A 15,727-nucleotide genomic window follows, 5' to 3' on the forward strand; every position below is an offset into this window, starting at 1 on the left:
GAAAAGCTATTTTAAACTTCTTAAGAAAGGAGGAATTTTATCTGGTAAGGTATTTTGAAACAGAGGTAGGAGGAAGAAAGCTGGTAGCTGAGATTGGCAAAGTAGCTAAACAGGCCAATGGTGCTGTTGTTATGCGCTATGGCGAAACGGTAGTCCTGGTTACAGCTACTGCTTCAAAAGAACCACGTGAGGGTATAGATTTCTTCCCCTTGACCGTTGATTACGAAGAGAGGCTTTATGCAGTAGGAAAAATTCCGGGAGGTTTTATAAAACGCGAAGGAAAACCTACGGAACTGGCTACTTTGAGTGCCAGACTTATTGACAGGCCTATAAGACCGCTTTTTCCAAAAGGATATCGCAATGATGTACACATAGTAGCTACTGTTTTGTCAGTAGAAAAAGATAATGCACCTGATGTTACTGCTATAACTGGTGCTTCTATTGCGCTGTCCATATCTGATATACCTTTTAACGGGCCTATTGCAGGTGTAGTAGTAGGCCGGGTTGACGGGAAGTTTGTAATTAATCCTACTGTAGAACAGATGGAAAAAAGCGATATGCACATGACAGTTGCAGGCAGTAAAGATGCAATAATGATGGTAGAAGGCGGAATGAACCAGATTCCTGAAGACCAGGTAATCGATGCGATTTTCTTTGCTCATGAAGAAATAAAGAAATTGGTAGAGTTCCAGGAAAAAATCATAGAAGAAATTAAGCCGGAAAAATCAATACCTAAATTACAGGAAACCGATCCGGAAATTGAAGCTGCTGTACGTGAGTTTGCTACTGCTAAACTGGAAGCTGCTGTAAAGAATCCAGATAAAAAGGCTAGAGAAAGCAAAGTAGAAGAAGTGAACAAGCTTACCCTGGAGCATTTTGCCGAAATATATCCGGAACAGGAAAAGGTAATAAGCGAGATTCTGGAAAGGGTTTTAAAGGAAATTGTACGCAAAATGATTTTGGAAGAAGGCGAACGGGTTGATGGGCGTAAGCTTGATGAGATAAGGCCTGTAAGCTGTGAAGTAGGATATCTTCCGCGTCCTCACGGTTCAGGGCTTTTTACCAGGGGACAAACTCAGGTACTTTCTGTTACTACTTTGGGCTCCATAGGAGAGGAACAGATTTTAGACGGACTGGGAATTGAAGAATCTAAACGGTATATCCATCACTATAATTTCCCACCTTACAGTGTAGGCGAAACCAGGCCTATGCGGGGACCGGGAAGAAGAGAAATAGGACATGGCGCTTTGGCTGAAAGGGCACTTCTTCCTGTAATACCTAGTGAAGAAGAGTTCCCTTATACCATTCGTGTAGTTTCAGATGTTCTGGAATCTAATGGCTCTACTTCTATGGGCAGTGTATGCGGAAGTACGCTTTCCCTTATGCATGCAGGTGTACCTATAAAAGCCCCAGTTTCTGGTATTGCTATGGGTTTAGTCAAAGAAGGGGACAAGTTTGCTATATTGAGTGATATTCAGGGAATAGAAGATGCTCTGGGGGACATGGATTTTAAAGTTGCCGGAACTGAAAAAGGTGTAACAGCTATCCAGATGGATATCAAGATACTTGGAGTTAACAGGGAAATAATTGAAAAGGCCCTGGCTCAGGCTAGAGAAGGCCGCATGTATATTCTGAGTAAAATGCTGGAAGCTATTGATAAGCCTAATGAAAAGCTTTCTCCCTATGCTCCGCGTATGATAAGGATGAAGATTGATCCTGATAAGATACGTGATGTTATTGGACCTGGTGGTAAAACGATTCATCGCATAATCGCAGAAACTGGCTGCAAGATAGATATTGAAGATGATGGAACCTTATTTATACTGGCTACCGATGAGGAATCAGGGCAAAAGGCCAAGTTTTATATTGAAGCTATAACGGCTGATGTTGAAGTGGGTAAGACTTATCTGGGTACTGTTAAGAGGATTATGGACTTTGGAGCTTTTGTGGAAATAATACCAGGGGTTTTAGGTACTCAGGGCAAAGAAGGGTTAGTGCATATTTCGCAGCTGGCGGAAGAAAGAGTAAATAAAGTTACCGATGTTGTAAATATTGGCGATCAGATTTTGGTAAAAGTTACGGATATAGATAAGCAGGGAAGGATAAATCTGTCCCGCAAGGCAGTTTTGAAAAATGTAAAAAAATAGTAAAGCTTTAGGGCTTTACCAATTAATTTTCCAAGTAAACCGAGCTACCTCGGTTTATTTGTGTTTTCTGGGTTTTTTAGAGATGGCCTCTTGTTAAGTTTTGTTTGAATACTGATGGTTTTTATTGAATATAAATTTATGAGTAAGTATGAGGGGTGGTCCATATTTTATAGAAAAAGATTTTATGTTTGGCAGTTTAATAGGAGAACTATAATTCTGTTTGCTTTTTTGATAAGTCTGCCTCTTATAAGCAGCTGGGTAGATAGAGTGGAAAGGCATTTTTGGGGGGTAAAACCGGGGGTAGAGGTAGCGGGAAAAGATGTAGGAAGACTTTTGCCGGAAGAACTGCAGGAAGTAATCGAAGAATTGGCGGTTAGATATCAAAGAGTTCCGGTAGAGCCAACTGTTGATAAGGTTACCGGAGAAATTATACCGGAAGAGGATGGTATTATTGTTGACATAGAAGGTACAGTAAATGAGGTTTTAAAAGCTAATGAAAATGATAAGGTAAGTTTAAAAATAATAAAGATTAAACCTCGTTATTCTGCTGATGATCTTAGAAGGGCTAATACGATACTGGGCAGTTACTATACTTTTATTTCTGGCAGTTATGCTCGTTTTAACAACATATCTTTGGCCAGTAAAGCTATAAATAATACTGTGGTTTGGCCAGGGGAAATTTTTTCTTTCAATAATGCGGTAGGGCCCAGGACTCCAGAGCGTGGTTATATGCCGGCACCAGTTATAATGATGGGAGCGATGGATCTTGATTATGGAGGGGGGGTATGTCAGGTATCAAGCACGCTGTATAATGCAGTATTGAGGGCTGGTTTAAAAATTATAGAAAGGCATATGCACAGCAAACGCATACATTATGTGCCTGAAGGAATGGATGCTACCGTAGATTATGGCTCTTTAGATTTGAAATTTGAAAATGATACACCTGGTCCGATAATTATCAAATCGGCAGTACGAGGTGGAAAATTGATAGTAGAGATTTGGGGGGAGGCTAGCTAAATGAGGATTTATTTTATTACTAAAAAAAATTTGCTTTTAATGGGAACGGTTTTTATATTGTTAGTTTCTTTTTTAACCTTTTCTTTAATTTATTACAGCCAGAATACGGTAGCTGTACGTATGGCTGAACCTATATATCAGGGCAATACCGGAAAAAAGGTAGTTGCTATCACCGTTAATGTTGATTGGGGAGAAGAATATATACCTGAAATGCTTAAGATATTGGCTAAAGAAGATGTAAAAGTAACTTTTTTCGTTACTGGCAGATGGGCAGAGAAAAACAGAGATCTTTTAAAAAAGATGAGTGAAGCAGGACATAGTATCCAAAATCATGGCTATGAACATGTTCATTTTAATTCTCTTTCAGTTGAACAGTCAGTAGAGCAGATAAAAAAAGCCGAAAAGATTATTGAGGAGGTTACAGGTAAAAAAACCAGGTTTTTTGCCTCTCCTTATGGAGAACAGAATCATAAGATATTGACTGCGGTTTCTAATATAGGCTATGAGCTTATAATGTGGAGTGTTGATACTATAGATTGGCAAAGGCCCAGTCCGGAAACTATTGTCAAGAGAGTAGTAAATAAAGCGCATAATGATGCGATAATTCTTATGCATCCGACTGAGCCTACCATTAAGGCTTTGCCTGAACTGATTGCCAGGCTTAAGGGCGAAGGTTATAAAATGGTAACTATTGAGGAGATATTAGTAAAGGAAAAAGGCGATAAGTAGATGAGAAGGATGGCTTATAATCTGATGAAAAAAGGCCTTTTCTGGTTTATAGTCAGCTTAATTTTATTTGTATATGTAGCAAAGGCAGGGGCAAGGCCTGCTGTCTATTCAGATTATTATTGCCTTATAGACAGTGAAAGCGGACAGATTATAGTTTCTAAAAATGCTGATAAAATGCGTCCTATGGCCAGCACTACTAAAATGATGACTGCCATATTAGTAGAGGAATATTGTAATCTGGACGAAATGGCTGTAGTAAGTTATAATGCAGCCAGAACACCTGAGTTTACTATTGGACTTAGACAAGGACAAAAAATTGAAGTGGGAGAACTTTTAAAGCCGCTATTAATTCGTTCTTCCAATGATGCAGCGGTAGTGCTGGCTGAACATGTGGCAGGAGAAGAAAGATTATTTGCTCACCTTATGACTAAAAAAGCATTTTTATTAGGAGCTTTTCATACTCACTTTGTTAACTCTTCAGGACTCCCAGCTTCTAATCATTTTAGTACTGCTTATGATTTAGCACTTATAGGACGTTACCTTTTATCCAAAAAAGTAAGCAGTGAACTGGTGGCTACTAAAGTTGCTAAATTTAAACACCCAGGTTATCGAGAGCCTATAAGTATCACTAATACTAATGGTCTATTGGGAGCTTATGAAGGGGTTAATGGTATAAAAACGGGTACTACTGATGCGGCAGGAAAATGTCTGGTGGCTTCTGCAAAAAGAAATGGAAGAGGTTTAATTGCGGTAGTCTTAAAATCAGGAGACCGTACCGGTGATTGCAGAAGATTGTTGGAATATGGCTATAATAATACGCGAAAAGTAAAAATAATAGATCAAGCAACTCCTTTTAAACAGCTTAAAGTAGCAGATGGTGCCCAAACTTATGTTGATGTATATCCTAAAAATGAGATATCTTTATGGATAGGGGATAATACACCTTATATTGAAAAAAAAGTAGAACTTAAATATAATCTTACTGCTCCGGTAATAATGGGGGAAAAAATTGGGAGACTTACCGTATATGCAGATGGGAAGCCGGTGACCAGCGTAGATTTGATATGTGGAGAAACAGTAAAGAAGAGAAGTAATCTTGTAGAAAAATTATACCGGGAATGGTTAAATTAATAAAATAGTTTTAAATTGGAGGTATTAAATTGATTAACTATTGGATTCTACCTAATCAGGCAAGACTGGTAGTTGAAGAGATACCTTATGTCAAATCAGCGGCGATTGGCGTGTATATAAAAGTAGGCTCAAGGCATGAAAAAGAAAATATGGCAGGAGCCAGCCATTTTATAGAACATATGCTTTTTAAAGGGACAGAAAAGAGAAGTGCCCGGGATATTGCTGAAAGCTTTGAGCTTATCGGCGGCCAGCTTAATGCTTATACTTCTAAAGAGTATACCTGTGTTTATGCCCGTACCCTGGATGAAAACCTGCATGAAGCGATGGATATTATATTTGACATGATTTTTAATTCCCGTTTTGCCAGCAAAGATTTTAATACTGAAAAAGGGGTAGTCATAGAAGAGATAAATATGTATGAAGATACTCCGGATGAGCTTATACATGATCTTTTTACTAAAGGTTTATGGCAGAACCATGCGATGGGAAGGCCTATACTGGGAAATTTGGAAACAGTTTCAAATTTTTCCCGGGATGAAATATATGATTTTTATAAACAGCATTATATTCCTGCTAATATGGTGATATCTGTTGCTGGCAATGTTAAAGCTGATAAAGTTAAAGAAAAGGTGGAGCTTTATTTAAGTGCCTTTGCTGGCCAAAATTCTCTTTTAATGGATAATAAGGACAAGCCTTATGAAACAGTGCCTTTTATTAACCTTTTGCCCAAGGATACCGAGCAAATTCAAATATGCCTGGGGGTTCCAGGTATTTCATATTTTGCAAAAGAAAGGTATACCCAGCATGTGATGAACAGTATTTTGGGCGGAGGCATGAGTTCGCGTCTTTTTCAGACTATGCGTGAAGAATTAGGTTTAGCTTATTCGGTTTATTCGTATCCTTCCAATTATTCAGATACGGGTGCTTATTCCATATATATAGGCACGGGAGCTAACAAGATAAAACAATTTTTTGCTGCTCTGCATAAAGAATTGAATCGTTTTATAAATGAAGGGGTTAGTGAAGAAGAAGTTTATCGTACCAAACAGCTTCTTAAGGCTAATATGTATCTGGGGCAGGAAAGTGTAACCAACCGGAGCAGTCGGATGGGTAAATCGGTTATGATGTATGGAGAAGTAGTTCCCGTAGAGAAAGTAATGGAGGAAGTCTTGAAGGTAACTCCTGAAATGGTGAAGGAGCTGGCATATAAGCTGTGGAGGCCGGGAGTTATTTCTTTAGCTGCGATTGGGCCTGAAAAGGTGCTTGATGAAGTAAGGCACGAATATGAAAAATGGTTTAAAAAGGAGTAGCATTATGAAAATATATGTAAAGAGACTGCACAGCCATGATCTTCCCTTACCGCAGTATATGACTCCTGGTGCTTCCGGATTAGATATTTATGCTGCTGTAGATGATGAAGTAATTATACCACCAGGTAAGATATGTTTGGTCCCTACAGGACTTTCCATAGCTATTCCGGAGGGTTATGAGGCACAAATAAGGCCGAGGAGCGGACTGGCTTTAAAACACGGCATCACTCTTCTAAATACTCCCGGAACTATTGATGCTGATTACCGGGGAGAAATAAAAGTTATTGTTATAAATCTGGGGGACAAAGAGTATATTTTAAAAAGAGGAGAACGTATAGCGCAGATGGTTTTTTCCCGGGTGGAAAAGGTAGAACTGGAAGAAACGGATGATCTGGAAATAACTGAGAGAGGAAGCGGAGGTTTTGGCCATACCGGAGTATAAGGGAGGTATTTGATGAAACTTAATGACCTGGTGGGTAAAGAGATGATAAATATCTATGATGGCATGCGCATGGGGACGGTAGGCGAATCAGACATGCTGATTGATGATCAGACGGGAAAGATAATATCTATAATTTTGCCTAATCGGGGAAATATGTTTAACTTCTGGGCTGACAGGCAGAAGCTGGTTATACCATGGGAGGCAGTAAAGAAAATAGGACGGGAAGTGATTGTGGTTGATCTGGACCACACGCATATGAGGCTTAAGAATAACTCTATTTAGGATTAATTAAATACATAAAAACGGGGATGTTTTTAAAAAACATCCTTTTTTTTGGTTTAAAAACAGAGAAGGTACGAATACTAATAAAAACTGATTTTTCGATTTATGTCGGAATAAATATCTTTGATGAACTTTATAGCTAATAATAATGGGGTTTATTTAAAGAAATCCTAAATATGAGGCTGGTTAGATGTTATAATTTTTATTAAAATTTATTTGTTGTGGTGTATAAAAATAAAAATATTTGGAGGGCTGAATTATGCATAAAAAGTTGTTTATACCTGGACCTGTATCAGTAAAACCTGATGTACTTGAAAAAATGGCAACTCCCATGATAGGGCATCGCAGTAAGGATGCTTCTGCATTACAGAGAAGAATAAGTGATAAACTTAGAAAACTGTTTTATACCGAAGAGGAAATACTCCTTTCTACCACTTCGGGAAGCGGTCTTATGGAAGGGGCTATCCGTTCCTGTACCGCCAAAAGGGCTGCAGTTTTTTCGGTAGGAGCCTTTGGAAAAAGATGGTATGAAATGGCGGTAAGCAACAATGTTCCTGCTGATCTTTTTGAAGTTGAATGGGGACAGGCTACTACCCCAGAGATGGTAGATGAAGCACTGTCTACGGGTAAATATGATTTGGTAACTATTACTCACAACGAGACTTCCACCGGTATAATGAATCCCATAGAAGAAATATCCAAAGTTATAAAGAAATATCCCGATGTAGTATGGTGTGTTGATGCAGTAAGTTCTGCAGGTGGCAGCAAAATAGAGGTAGACAAATTAGGTATTGATATATGCATAACTTCTACGCAAAAGGCCTTAGGACTGCCGCCGGGACTTGCTATCTGCACTTTTTCCAAAAAAGCAGTGGAAAGGGCTAAACAGGTACCCCACCGTGGCTATTATTTGGACCTGTTATCTTTGTATGACTACATTCAGAAAAAAGATTATCAATATCCTTCAACCCCGTCACTTTCTCACATGTTTGCCCTTGATTATCAATTAGACAAGATTTTAGAAGAAGGCCTGGATAACCGGTTTGCCCGTCATATTGAAATGGCTGAATATGTAAGAGCATGGGCTAAAAAGCATTTTGCTCTTTTTGCTGATGAACGTTATCTTTCTAACACCCTTACCACTATCAGCAATACCAGGAATATCGATATAGCTGAATTAAATAAGGAACTGGGCAAGAGAGGTTTCCAGATTTCCAACGGTTATGGCAAGATGAAAGACAAGACTTTCCGCATAGCTCATATGGCTGATTATACTTTGGATGATATTAAGGAAGTTTTAGGCCATATTGAAGATATATTAAAATTATAATCCTGTGAGGCGAGTCAAAATATCATAGATAGAAACGGGAGGAACAGTAATGGTCAGAATACTGGTTACTGATGGAATGGAGCAAACTGCAGTAGAATCTTTGCGTAAAGCAGGTTTTGAAGTGGTGGAACAGCACTATGCGCCGGAAGAACTGGGAGAGGCTCTTAAAAATTTTGATATAGTAGTTGTCCGTTCTGCCACCAAAATAAGGAAAGAACATATAGACAAGGCTTTAGAAACAGGAAGGCTTAAGCTCATTATCCGCGGCGGAGTTGGTGTAGATAATATAGATGTAGCTTATGCTATGGAAAACGGCATTCAGGTTTTAAATACTCCTAATGCCAGCAGTGCATCGGTAGCTGAACTTACTATTGCTCACATGCTGGCAGTAGCAAGATTTTTGCATCTTTCCAATGTAACTATGCGCCAGGGTAAGTGGGATAAGAAAAACTACAATGGTATAGAAATTAATGGAAAAACCTTGGGATTGGTAGGATTTGGACGCATTGCCAGGGAAGTAGCCAAGAGAGCCAAGGCTTTAGGCATGAGAGTAATTTATACTGATATTAGAGGAAAATTAGACGATGCTGGCGAATATGAATATCGTGATTTTGAAGATCTTCTGCGGGAGAGTGACTTTGTTTCCCTCCACTGTCCGTACAGCTGTGAATATGGCCCGGTTATCGGCAAAAAGCAGCTGGAAATGATGAAAGACGGCGCTTATCTTGTGAATTTGGCCAGAGGCGGCGTAGTAGATGAAGATGCCCTTTTGGAAGCGTTAGAATCTGGTAAGCTGGCGGGAGCTTGTATTGATGTTTTTGAAGAGGAGCCTACCCATAATGAAAAACTGGTAAACCATCCCAAAGTATCAGTTTCACCTCATATCGGAGCTTCTACGATTGAGGCTCAACAGCGTATTGGAGCAGAAATTGTAGATATAATAATGAATTATCAATTTTAATCTGGTTTAGGAGGAGTAATTATGGCAATTGTGCGTCCTTTTAAGGCCATAAGGCCTGTAAAAGAGCTGGCAAGCAAGGTAGCAGCCTTGCCTTATGATGTTATGGATAGTGATGAAGCTAGAGAAATGGTGAAAGGAAACCCTTATTCCTTTTTACATGTTGACAAGGCGGAAGTCGATTTAGATCCGAGTATAGATATATATGATAAGCGGGTTTATGAAAAAGCCAGGGAAAACCTGTACCGCATGATAGAGGAAGGGGTTTTTATTCAGGATGAAAAGCCTTGCTTCTATATTTATCAGCAGGTAATGGATGGCAGGGTACAGACTGGCCTGGTTGCCTGTACTTCCATCGATGATTATATGAACGATATCATTAAAAAACATGAACATACCAGGGCGGAAAAGGAACAGGACCGCATAAATCATGTAGATTATTGTGATGCTAATACCGGGCCTATCTTTTTGACCTACCGGGTTAAGCCGGAAATAGACGAAATAGTTAAGGGCTGGACCGTAAAAGAGCCGTTATATGATTTTGTTTCTGAAGACGGTGTGGCTCACAGGGTATGGATTATTGATGATGAAGAGACTATAAATAAACTGGCTAATATGTTTAAAAATGTAGACTATTTATATATTGCCGATGGGCATCACCGCTGTGCTTCTGCCGTTAAAGTAGGGCAGATGAGGCGTAAGGCTAATCCCAATTATACAGGAGAAGAAGAGTTTAATTATTTCCTTTCCGTTATTTTCCCGGATATAGATTTGTATATAATGGACTATAACCGGGTGGTAAAAGATTTGAACGGCTATTCAGTAGATGAGTTTTTGAATAAAGTTGGTGAAAAATTTATAGTGGAAGAAGCCCCTAAAGCTCCCTATAAACCGGAAGCCAAGCATACTTTTGGCATGTATCTGGAAGGAAAATGGTATAAACTTACTGCTAAAGAAGGTACTTTCAATCCGCAGGATCCGGTTGACCGCCTGGATGTTTCTATTTTGCAGAATAACCTTTTGGCGCCTATTCTAGGGATTGCTGATCCCAGAACTGATAAGAGGATAGATTTTGTAGGTGGAATAAGAGGCTTGAAAGAATTAGAAAGAAGAGTAAATAGTGGGGAAATGAAAGTAGCCTTTTCTATGTATCCTACCACTATCGATGATTTGATGGATATTGCCGATGCTGGCAAAGTAATGCCTCCCAAATCCACCTGGTTTGAACCCAAACTTAGAAGTGGCATATTTATTCATAAGTTATCTTAATGTATAATTTAGATAAAGATATATTTTAAGCCAAGATATGTATTATATCTTGGCTTAAATTTTATATATCTGAGGATATTTTTACCAGAAAAACGGATAAGAAAGCGGGAAAGATAAAAGAAAAAAGGAGTGCTGGTTTATTATGAAACATGGAGGTTCTTTCCCGCCCTGGAGCAGAATAGATGATCTGGCTAAGATGGCCAGGGAAGCAGGAGTAGATTTTGATCAATTTATTGCCTGTTTGAAAGAAGGGGAAAATACTGAAAGTATGGCTGCCAGGTTCAAGGTGACCCCCAAGACTATAGAGCTTCTCAAAGAACATTTTTTTAAATATGGTGTAAATTCAACCATGGGAGGAGATTAATTTATTTTGTACACTGTGTACAAAATTAGCTGTGACTATCTTGCAAATTGCAATTATTTATTATAAGATATTTAAAATTTAAAAAAGGGGAGTTAAGAAATGGATGATAAGTTTGCCAAAGAGGGGCTTACTTTTGATGATGTACTTTTGATTCCTGGGTATTCAGAAGTAATGCCCAGTGAAGTTGATGTTTCCACCTGGCTTACCAGAAATATAAGGCTGGAAATCCCCATAATGAGTGCGGGAATGGATACGGTTACCGAGAGCAAAATGGCTATTGCCATGGCGCGCGAAGGTGGAATAGGGATTATACACAAGAATATGTCTATTGAAGAGCAGGCTAGAATGGTAGACCGGGTTAAGCGGTCTGAACATGGTGTGATTACTGATCCTTTCTATTTATCGCCTGATGATAAAATAAAAGATGCCTTAGCTATTATGGAACATTATCATATTTCGGGAGTACCTATTACGGAAGGGCGCAAGCTGGTAGGCATCATAACTAACCGGGATATAAGATTTGAGACTGATTTCGACAAACCTATCCGCGATGTTATGACCAGTGAAGGCTTGATTACAGCTCCAGTAGGGACCAGTATGGAAAAGGCACGGGAGATAATGCGGAAATATAAGATTGAAAAGCTGCCCCTGGTAGATGAAGACTTTAACCTTATGGGTCTTATTACCATAAAAGATATTGAAAAAGCTAACAAGTATCCTAATGCTGCCAAAGATAAGAAAGGAAGGCTTCTTGCCGGGGCAGCTGTAGGTACAGCTAAAGATACCCTGGAAAGGGTAGAAGCTCTGGTAAGGGCTGGAGTTGATGTTATTGTGGTTGATACCGCCCACGGACATTCGCTGGGTGTAATCAATATGGTCAAAAAGATAAAACAGAAATTTCCTGAAGTTGACCTTATAGCCGGGAATGTGGCTACGGCAGAAGCTACAGAAGAACTTATCAAAGCAGGTGCTGATGCGGTTAAGGTAGGAATTGGACCTGGATCTATCTGTACTACCAGGGTAGTAGCAGGTATAGGTGTGCCGCAAATCACGGCTGTGTATGAATGCAGTCAGGCAGCCAAAAAGTATAATATTCCCGTTATAGCTGATGGAGGTATAAAATATTCAGGTGATATAGCTAAAGCGATTGCTGCTGGGGCTGATTCGGTAATGCTTGGTAATCTTTTGGCTGGTACTGATGAAGCTCCGGGAGAAACTGTTATATGGCAGGGAAGGAGCTACAAAGTTTATAGAGGTATGGGCTCACTGGGAGCCATGACTCAGGGCAGCAGTGATCGCTACTTCCAGGAAGATGCCAAAAAACTTGTGCCCGAAGGGATAGAAGGCCGGGTTCCCTATCGGGGAAGTGTAGCAGATACTATTTTCCAGCTAGTTGGAGGCTTAAGAGCTGGCATGGGTTACTGTGGAGCAAGAAATATAAAGGAAATGCAGACCAAAACCAGGTTTATAAAAATAACCAATGCCGGACTTATTGAAAGCCACCCGCATGATGTCGATATTACTAAAGAGGCGCCTAATTACAGGGGGTAGTATGCTTGAAGTAATCCTGAAACTTGTTTTTGCTACTGTTTTTCCATTTTTGCTGGGGTTATTCCTGTATAACGGACGTACGGCGCGTATTTTCGCTTTTGTATGTCTGGGTTCTACCTTGATAACTATAACCTCAGTATATTTTTTTCAGGTTTCCGGTTTTCCCTGGTATGCTGATCCGGGCAGGTTATCGGCGCAAATAGTTAGTGCTCTGGGTTTTATTGGGGCAGGTTTTATTTGGCTGGGAGAAGATAAAAAGATAAGGGGCCTAAATAAAGCGGCTGCTTTGTGGATAGTAGCTATAATAGGTATAGTGATTGGGATGCGGTAAGTTATTAACAAATTTTTCATTATGGTTTAAAATAATATTATGCTTGTATACCTGTTTAGTAAACGCTGAATCCAGGTTTAAAAATCTGGAGCGGGGGAACCACTTTCTTGGGGTGAATCGAATTTATATTCGAGGGGCTACCCTTAAGGCCCTAACCCGTCAGCTAACTTCGTAAGCGTTTTAAGGGAGGGAACAGGTTAAAAAACCCTCCAGAGTTATGCTTGGTATTTTATATTAAGGAACATACTCAGCATAATCTATCATTAAGGAGGGGAATAGTGCATGATTTATAATCTGGCAGAGGAAAGAAGGGACATTGCGCTTAAGAGGGCTTATGAACTTAAACAGAGTATAAGTGATTATTTGGAAAAGGAGCCTTTTATTGAAACTGGATTTAGAGTTGTAGAGCGCACTGAAGCCAATAAGAAAAAGATTTTGGAATATTTTAATGCTGAAGAGAAGGATTGGGATAACTGGATCTGGCACATGAAGCACAGGATATGCAGGCCAGAAGAATTGATACATTTTTTGCCGCTGGGAGAAAAAAGGTATGAGGAACTGGTAGAGCTATCTAAACATTTTCGCTGGGCTATTTCGCCTTATTACTTGAGCTTAATCGATTTTGAACAATTTGAAGATTCGCCTATATATAAACAGGCTGTACCGGTAATTGATGAGTTGCTGGATGAAAATGGCTGTGATGATCCGATGGGAGAAAGCTATACTAATCCAGCACTGCTTATTACCAGGCGTTATCCGGATCGGCTTATAATAAATGTTACTAACCAGTGCGCCATGTACTGCAGGCATTGTCAGAGAAGGCGCAATTTTGGTGAAAAAGATGAACATGCCACCAAAAAACAGATAAAAGAGGCTTTAAACTATATAAGAAAAAATAGAGAAATAAGGGATGTTCTTATTACCGGGGGAGATGCTCTGCTTTTAAGTGATTTTATGTTGGACTGGATTTTAACTGAGCTTGATTCTATACCCCATGTAGAAATAAAACGTATAGGAACCAGGGTGCCTGTGACTTTACCACAGAGAATTACTCCCGAGCTTTGCAGTATTCTGGAAAAACATCCTCCTATTTATATAAATACCCAGTTTAATTCGCCCCTGGAAGTTACTCCGGAAGCCAAAAAAGCATGTGATATGCTTATAAAAGCCGGGGTAGTACTGGGAAACCAGGCTGTTCTTTTAAGAGGGGTAAATGATGATGAACATATTATGAAAAAACTAAATCAGGAATTATTAAAGATAAGAGTAAGGCCTTATTATATTTTCCATGCCAAACAGGTGAGAGGGACTTCCCATTTTATCACGAAAGTTGAGACAGGGATAAAAATTATGGAAAAACTTAGAGGCTATACTTCAGGTCTGGCAGTACCTACTTATATAATAAATGCTCCGGGAGGATATGGTAAAACGCCTATGCTTCCCGAATATTTAATATCAATGGGAGAAGAGGAAATAACTATACGCACCTGGGAAAACCGGGTTATAAAATATAGCAATAAAACTTACAATACAAAATAAAGGGGGTTTCCCCTTTATTTTGTAGTTAAAACAAAGAGGGGATAAACCCCTCTTTGATAATAAGTCAGGTGCGAGTTAAAACTGACGGTTAGCTAAACTCCTTTCGGCTATTTCAATAGCCTTTTTGACCATGTTACCACAGTCCCTGGAGCTTACTGCCCCCCAGCCTTCAGTAGCCACGATGTGGTCCACTCCGAGCTCGCGGGCAATCTCGTACTTTAACTGTTCAGACATAATACCTTTTCGTCTGGACATATTATAATACCTCCTTGATGATTAACTCGCACCTGTTATTATTTTGAGTAAAATGATAATTTAATATAGCTAGATTATAATTTATAATTTGTAAACTATTTCGCCTGTTAGCGTATTTTGTAATAAAATAATATATTATAAGGGAGGTTGAAGGTATATATGAGATATGAGGGGAATATATTCAGACCGCCAAGTGAGGCTAACAGCTATATTTTGCAGGTTACCATAGGTTGCACCCATAACCGTTGTACTTTTTGTGCTATGTACAAAGATAAAAAATTCAGGGTACGTTCCCTGGATGAGATAAAGACGGATATCCGTATGGCCAAACTTTATTATGGGGATGTAGAAAAAGTTTTTCTGGCTGACGGCGATGCTCTGGCTATGCCTACCGATCAGCTGCTCGAGGTACTGGAAACATTGTACAAGACTTTCCCCAGTTTGAGGCATGTAGGGATATATGCGGGTCCTGACAGTATATTATCTAAAGATATAACTGAGCTTACGGCTTTAAAAGCGGCTGGTCTCTCTATAGCTTATTTAGGGGTAGAAACTGGAGATCCTGAACTGTTAAAGGATATTCGTAAAGGGGTAACTTATGATGAAATGGTAGAAGCAGGAAGACGTGTGAGGAGAGCCGGGATAAAGCTTTCGGTCACTGTACTTTTAGGGCTGGCAGGAAGAACTCCTAAAGCCGTAGAACATGCTAAAAATACTGCTAAAATATTGAATGATATAAATCCTGATTATATAGGGGCTTTAACCTTAATGATAGTTCCCAATACAGAACTGTTTCGCCGTCAGCAGAGAGGGGAATTTGAACTGCCAGGGCCTTTTGAAATTTTGGAAGAAATGTATATAATGATACAGCATCTGGAATGTCAGGGAACTGAATTTAGAAGCAATCATGCTTCCAACTATCTGCCAATAAAAGGGAGGCTCCCTGATGATAAAGAAAAGATGCTTACTTTAATTAAGACTATTATTGAGAAAAATGACCGCAGGTATCTAAGGCCGGATTACCTGAGGGCTTTATAAGCTGTCCATTTGTTATGTTATAATTAATAAAAAT

Annotated in this window: 16 protein-coding genes and 1 riboswitch; of the genes, 15 read left to right on the plus strand and 1 reads right to left on the minus strand. The window is 39.4% G+C overall.

What is annotated here, in order from left to right; all coding sequences use genetic code 11:
- Positions 1-41 precede the first annotated feature (41 nt).
- The 14 genes from ACZ42E_RS04700 (at position 42) to eam (ending at position 14,400) form a co-directional block, all read left to right on the plus strand.
- Positions 42-2,147 (plus strand): polyribonucleotide nucleotidyltransferase, encoded by a 2,106-nt coding sequence (locus tag ACZ42E_RS04700; protein ID WP_464893481.1) that lies wholly within the window; start codon positions 42-44, stop codon positions 2,145-2,147.
- Between the two features lie 228 nt (positions 2,148-2,375).
- Entirely contained in the window at positions 2,376-3,164 is a 789-nt protein-coding gene (locus tag ACZ42E_RS04705) for a VanW family protein (RefSeq protein ID WP_464893291.1), read from the plus strand.
- A complete protein-coding gene (locus tag ACZ42E_RS04710; protein ID WP_464893292.1) occupies positions 3,165-3,893 on the plus strand; it encodes a polysaccharide deacetylase family protein in 729 nt (242 codons plus the stop codon).
- Positions 3,894-5,024: a D-alanyl-D-alanine carboxypeptidase family protein gene (locus tag ACZ42E_RS04715; protein ID WP_464893293.1), complete on the plus strand. Its 1,131-nt coding sequence runs from the start codon at positions 3,894-3,896 to the stop codon at positions 5,022-5,024.
- A 29-nt stretch (positions 5,025-5,053) separates the two neighbouring features.
- A complete protein-coding gene (locus ACZ42E_RS04720) occupies positions 5,054-6,334 on the plus strand; it encodes a M16 family metallopeptidase (RefSeq protein WP_464893294.1) in 1,281 nt (426 codons plus the stop codon).
- A 4-nt stretch (positions 6,335-6,338) separates the two neighbouring features.
- Positions 6,339-6,776: a dUTP diphosphatase gene (gene dut / locus ACZ42E_RS04725; RefSeq protein WP_464893295.1), complete on the plus strand. Its 438-nt coding sequence runs from the start codon at positions 6,339-6,341 to the stop codon at positions 6,774-6,776.
- Positions 6,777-6,788: 12 nt separating this feature from the next.
- Positions 6,789-7,058 (plus strand): YlmC/YmxH family sporulation protein, encoded by a 270-nt coding sequence (locus ACZ42E_RS04730; protein ID WP_464893296.1) that lies wholly within the window; start codon positions 6,789-6,791, stop codon positions 7,056-7,058.
- A gap of 259 nt (positions 7,059-7,317) precedes the next feature.
- Entirely contained in the window at positions 7,318-8,388 is a 1,071-nt protein-coding gene (locus ACZ42E_RS04735) for a pyridoxal-phosphate-dependent aminotransferase family protein (protein ID WP_464893297.1), read from the plus strand.
- Between the two features lie 49 nt (positions 8,389-8,437).
- The gene (locus tag ACZ42E_RS04740; RefSeq protein ID WP_464893298.1) at positions 8,438-9,349 is read left to right on the plus strand and encodes a D-2-hydroxyacid dehydrogenase; all 912 of its coding nucleotides are present in this window, start codon (positions 8,438-8,440) and stop codon (positions 9,347-9,349) included.
- A 21-nt stretch (positions 9,350-9,370) separates the two neighbouring features.
- Positions 9,371-10,615 (plus strand): DUF1015 domain-containing protein, encoded by a 1,245-nt coding sequence (locus ACZ42E_RS04745; RefSeq protein ID WP_464893299.1) that lies wholly within the window; start codon positions 9,371-9,373, stop codon positions 10,613-10,615.
- A 142-nt stretch (positions 10,616-10,757) separates the two neighbouring features.
- Complete coding sequence (locus tag ACZ42E_RS04750; protein ID WP_464893300.1) at positions 10,758-10,979, plus strand: helix-turn-helix domain-containing protein; 222 nt, start codon at positions 10,758-10,760, stop codon at positions 10,977-10,979.
- Positions 10,980-11,078: 99 nt separating this feature from the next.
- On the plus strand, positions 11,079-12,530 hold the full coding sequence (guaB, locus tag ACZ42E_RS04755; RefSeq protein ID WP_464893301.1) for an IMP dehydrogenase: 1,452 nt from the start codon (positions 11,079-11,081) through the stop codon (positions 12,528-12,530).
- 1 nt (position 12,531) lies between these two features.
- Positions 12,532-12,861, plus strand: coding sequence for an MgtC/SapB family protein (locus tag ACZ42E_RS04760; RefSeq protein ID WP_464893302.1), 330 nt, complete (start codon positions 12,532-12,534; stop codon positions 12,859-12,861).
- A 53-nt stretch (positions 12,862-12,914) separates the two neighbouring features.
- Positions 12,915-13,055, plus strand: a riboswitch (cyclic di-AMP (ydaO/yuaA leader).
- Between the two features lie 88 nt (positions 13,056-13,143).
- Positions 13,144-14,400: a glutamate 2,3-aminomutase gene (gene eam / locus ACZ42E_RS04765; RefSeq protein ID WP_464893303.1), complete on the plus strand. Its 1,257-nt coding sequence runs from the start codon at positions 13,144-13,146 to the stop codon at positions 14,398-14,400.
- A gap of 75 nt (positions 14,401-14,475) precedes the next feature.
- Here eam and ACZ42E_RS04770 read toward each other — a convergent pair whose 3' ends face one another.
- Positions 14,476-14,655 (minus strand): small, acid-soluble spore protein, alpha/beta type, encoded by a 180-nt coding sequence (locus ACZ42E_RS04770; RefSeq protein WP_464893304.1) that lies wholly within the window; start codon positions 14,653-14,655, stop codon positions 14,476-14,478.
- A 159-nt stretch (positions 14,656-14,814) separates the two neighbouring features.
- Between ACZ42E_RS04770 and ACZ42E_RS04775 the strand changes: the two genes are divergently transcribed.
- The gene (locus ACZ42E_RS04775) at positions 14,815-15,693 is read left to right on the plus strand and encodes a radical SAM protein (RefSeq protein ID WP_464893305.1); all 879 of its coding nucleotides are present in this window, start codon (positions 14,815-14,817) and stop codon (positions 15,691-15,693) included.
- The last annotated feature ends 34 nt before the right edge of the window (positions 15,694-15,727 follow it).

The sequence above is a fragment of the Thermosyntropha tengcongensis genome (assembly GCF_055381335.1).

Bases quoted from the DNA above. Each gene is read 5' to 3' on its own strand.
- ACZ42E_RS04710 (WP_464893292.1), top strand. From the start codon at position 3,165: ATGAGGATTTATTTTATTACTAAAAAAAATTTGCTTTTAATGGGAACG.
- ACZ42E_RS04715 (WP_464893293.1), top strand. From the start codon at position 3,894: ATGAGAAGGATGGCTTATAATCTGATGAAAAAAGGCCTTTTCTGGTTT.
- dut (WP_464893295.1), top strand. From the start codon at position 6,339: ATGAAAATATATGTAAAGAGACTGCACAGCCATGATCTTCCCTTACCG.
- ACZ42E_RS04730 (WP_464893296.1), top strand. From the start codon at position 6,789: ATGAAACTTAATGACCTGGTGGGTAAAGAGATGATAAATATCTATGAT.
- ACZ42E_RS04735 (WP_464893297.1), top strand. From the start codon at position 7,318: ATGCATAAAAAGTTGTTTATACCTGGACCTGTATCAGTAAAACCTGAT.
- ACZ42E_RS04740 (WP_464893298.1), top strand. From the start codon at position 8,438: ATGGTCAGAATACTGGTTACTGATGGAATGGAGCAAACTGCAGTAGAA.
- ACZ42E_RS04745 (WP_464893299.1), top strand. From the start codon at position 9,371: ATGGCAATTGTGCGTCCTTTTAAGGCCATAAGGCCTGTAAAAGAGCTG.
- ACZ42E_RS04750 (WP_464893300.1), top strand. From the start codon at position 10,758: ATGAAACATGGAGGTTCTTTCCCGCCCTGGAGCAGAATAGATGATCTG.
- guaB (WP_464893301.1), top strand. From the start codon at position 11,079: ATGGATGATAAGTTTGCCAAAGAGGGGCTTACTTTTGATGATGTACTT.
- ACZ42E_RS04760 (WP_464893302.1), top strand. From the start codon at position 12,532: ATGCTTGAAGTAATCCTGAAACTTGTTTTTGCTACTGTTTTTCCATTT.
- eam (WP_464893303.1), top strand. From the start codon at position 13,144: ATGATTTATAATCTGGCAGAGGAAAGAAGGGACATTGCGCTTAAGAGG.
- ACZ42E_RS04770 (WP_464893304.1), bottom strand. From the start codon at position 14,655: ATGTCCAGACGAAAAGGTATTATGTCTGAACAGTTAAAGTACGAGATT.
- ACZ42E_RS04775 (WP_464893305.1), top strand. From the start codon at position 14,815: ATGAGATATGAGGGGAATATATTCAGACCGCCAAGTGAGGCTAACAGC.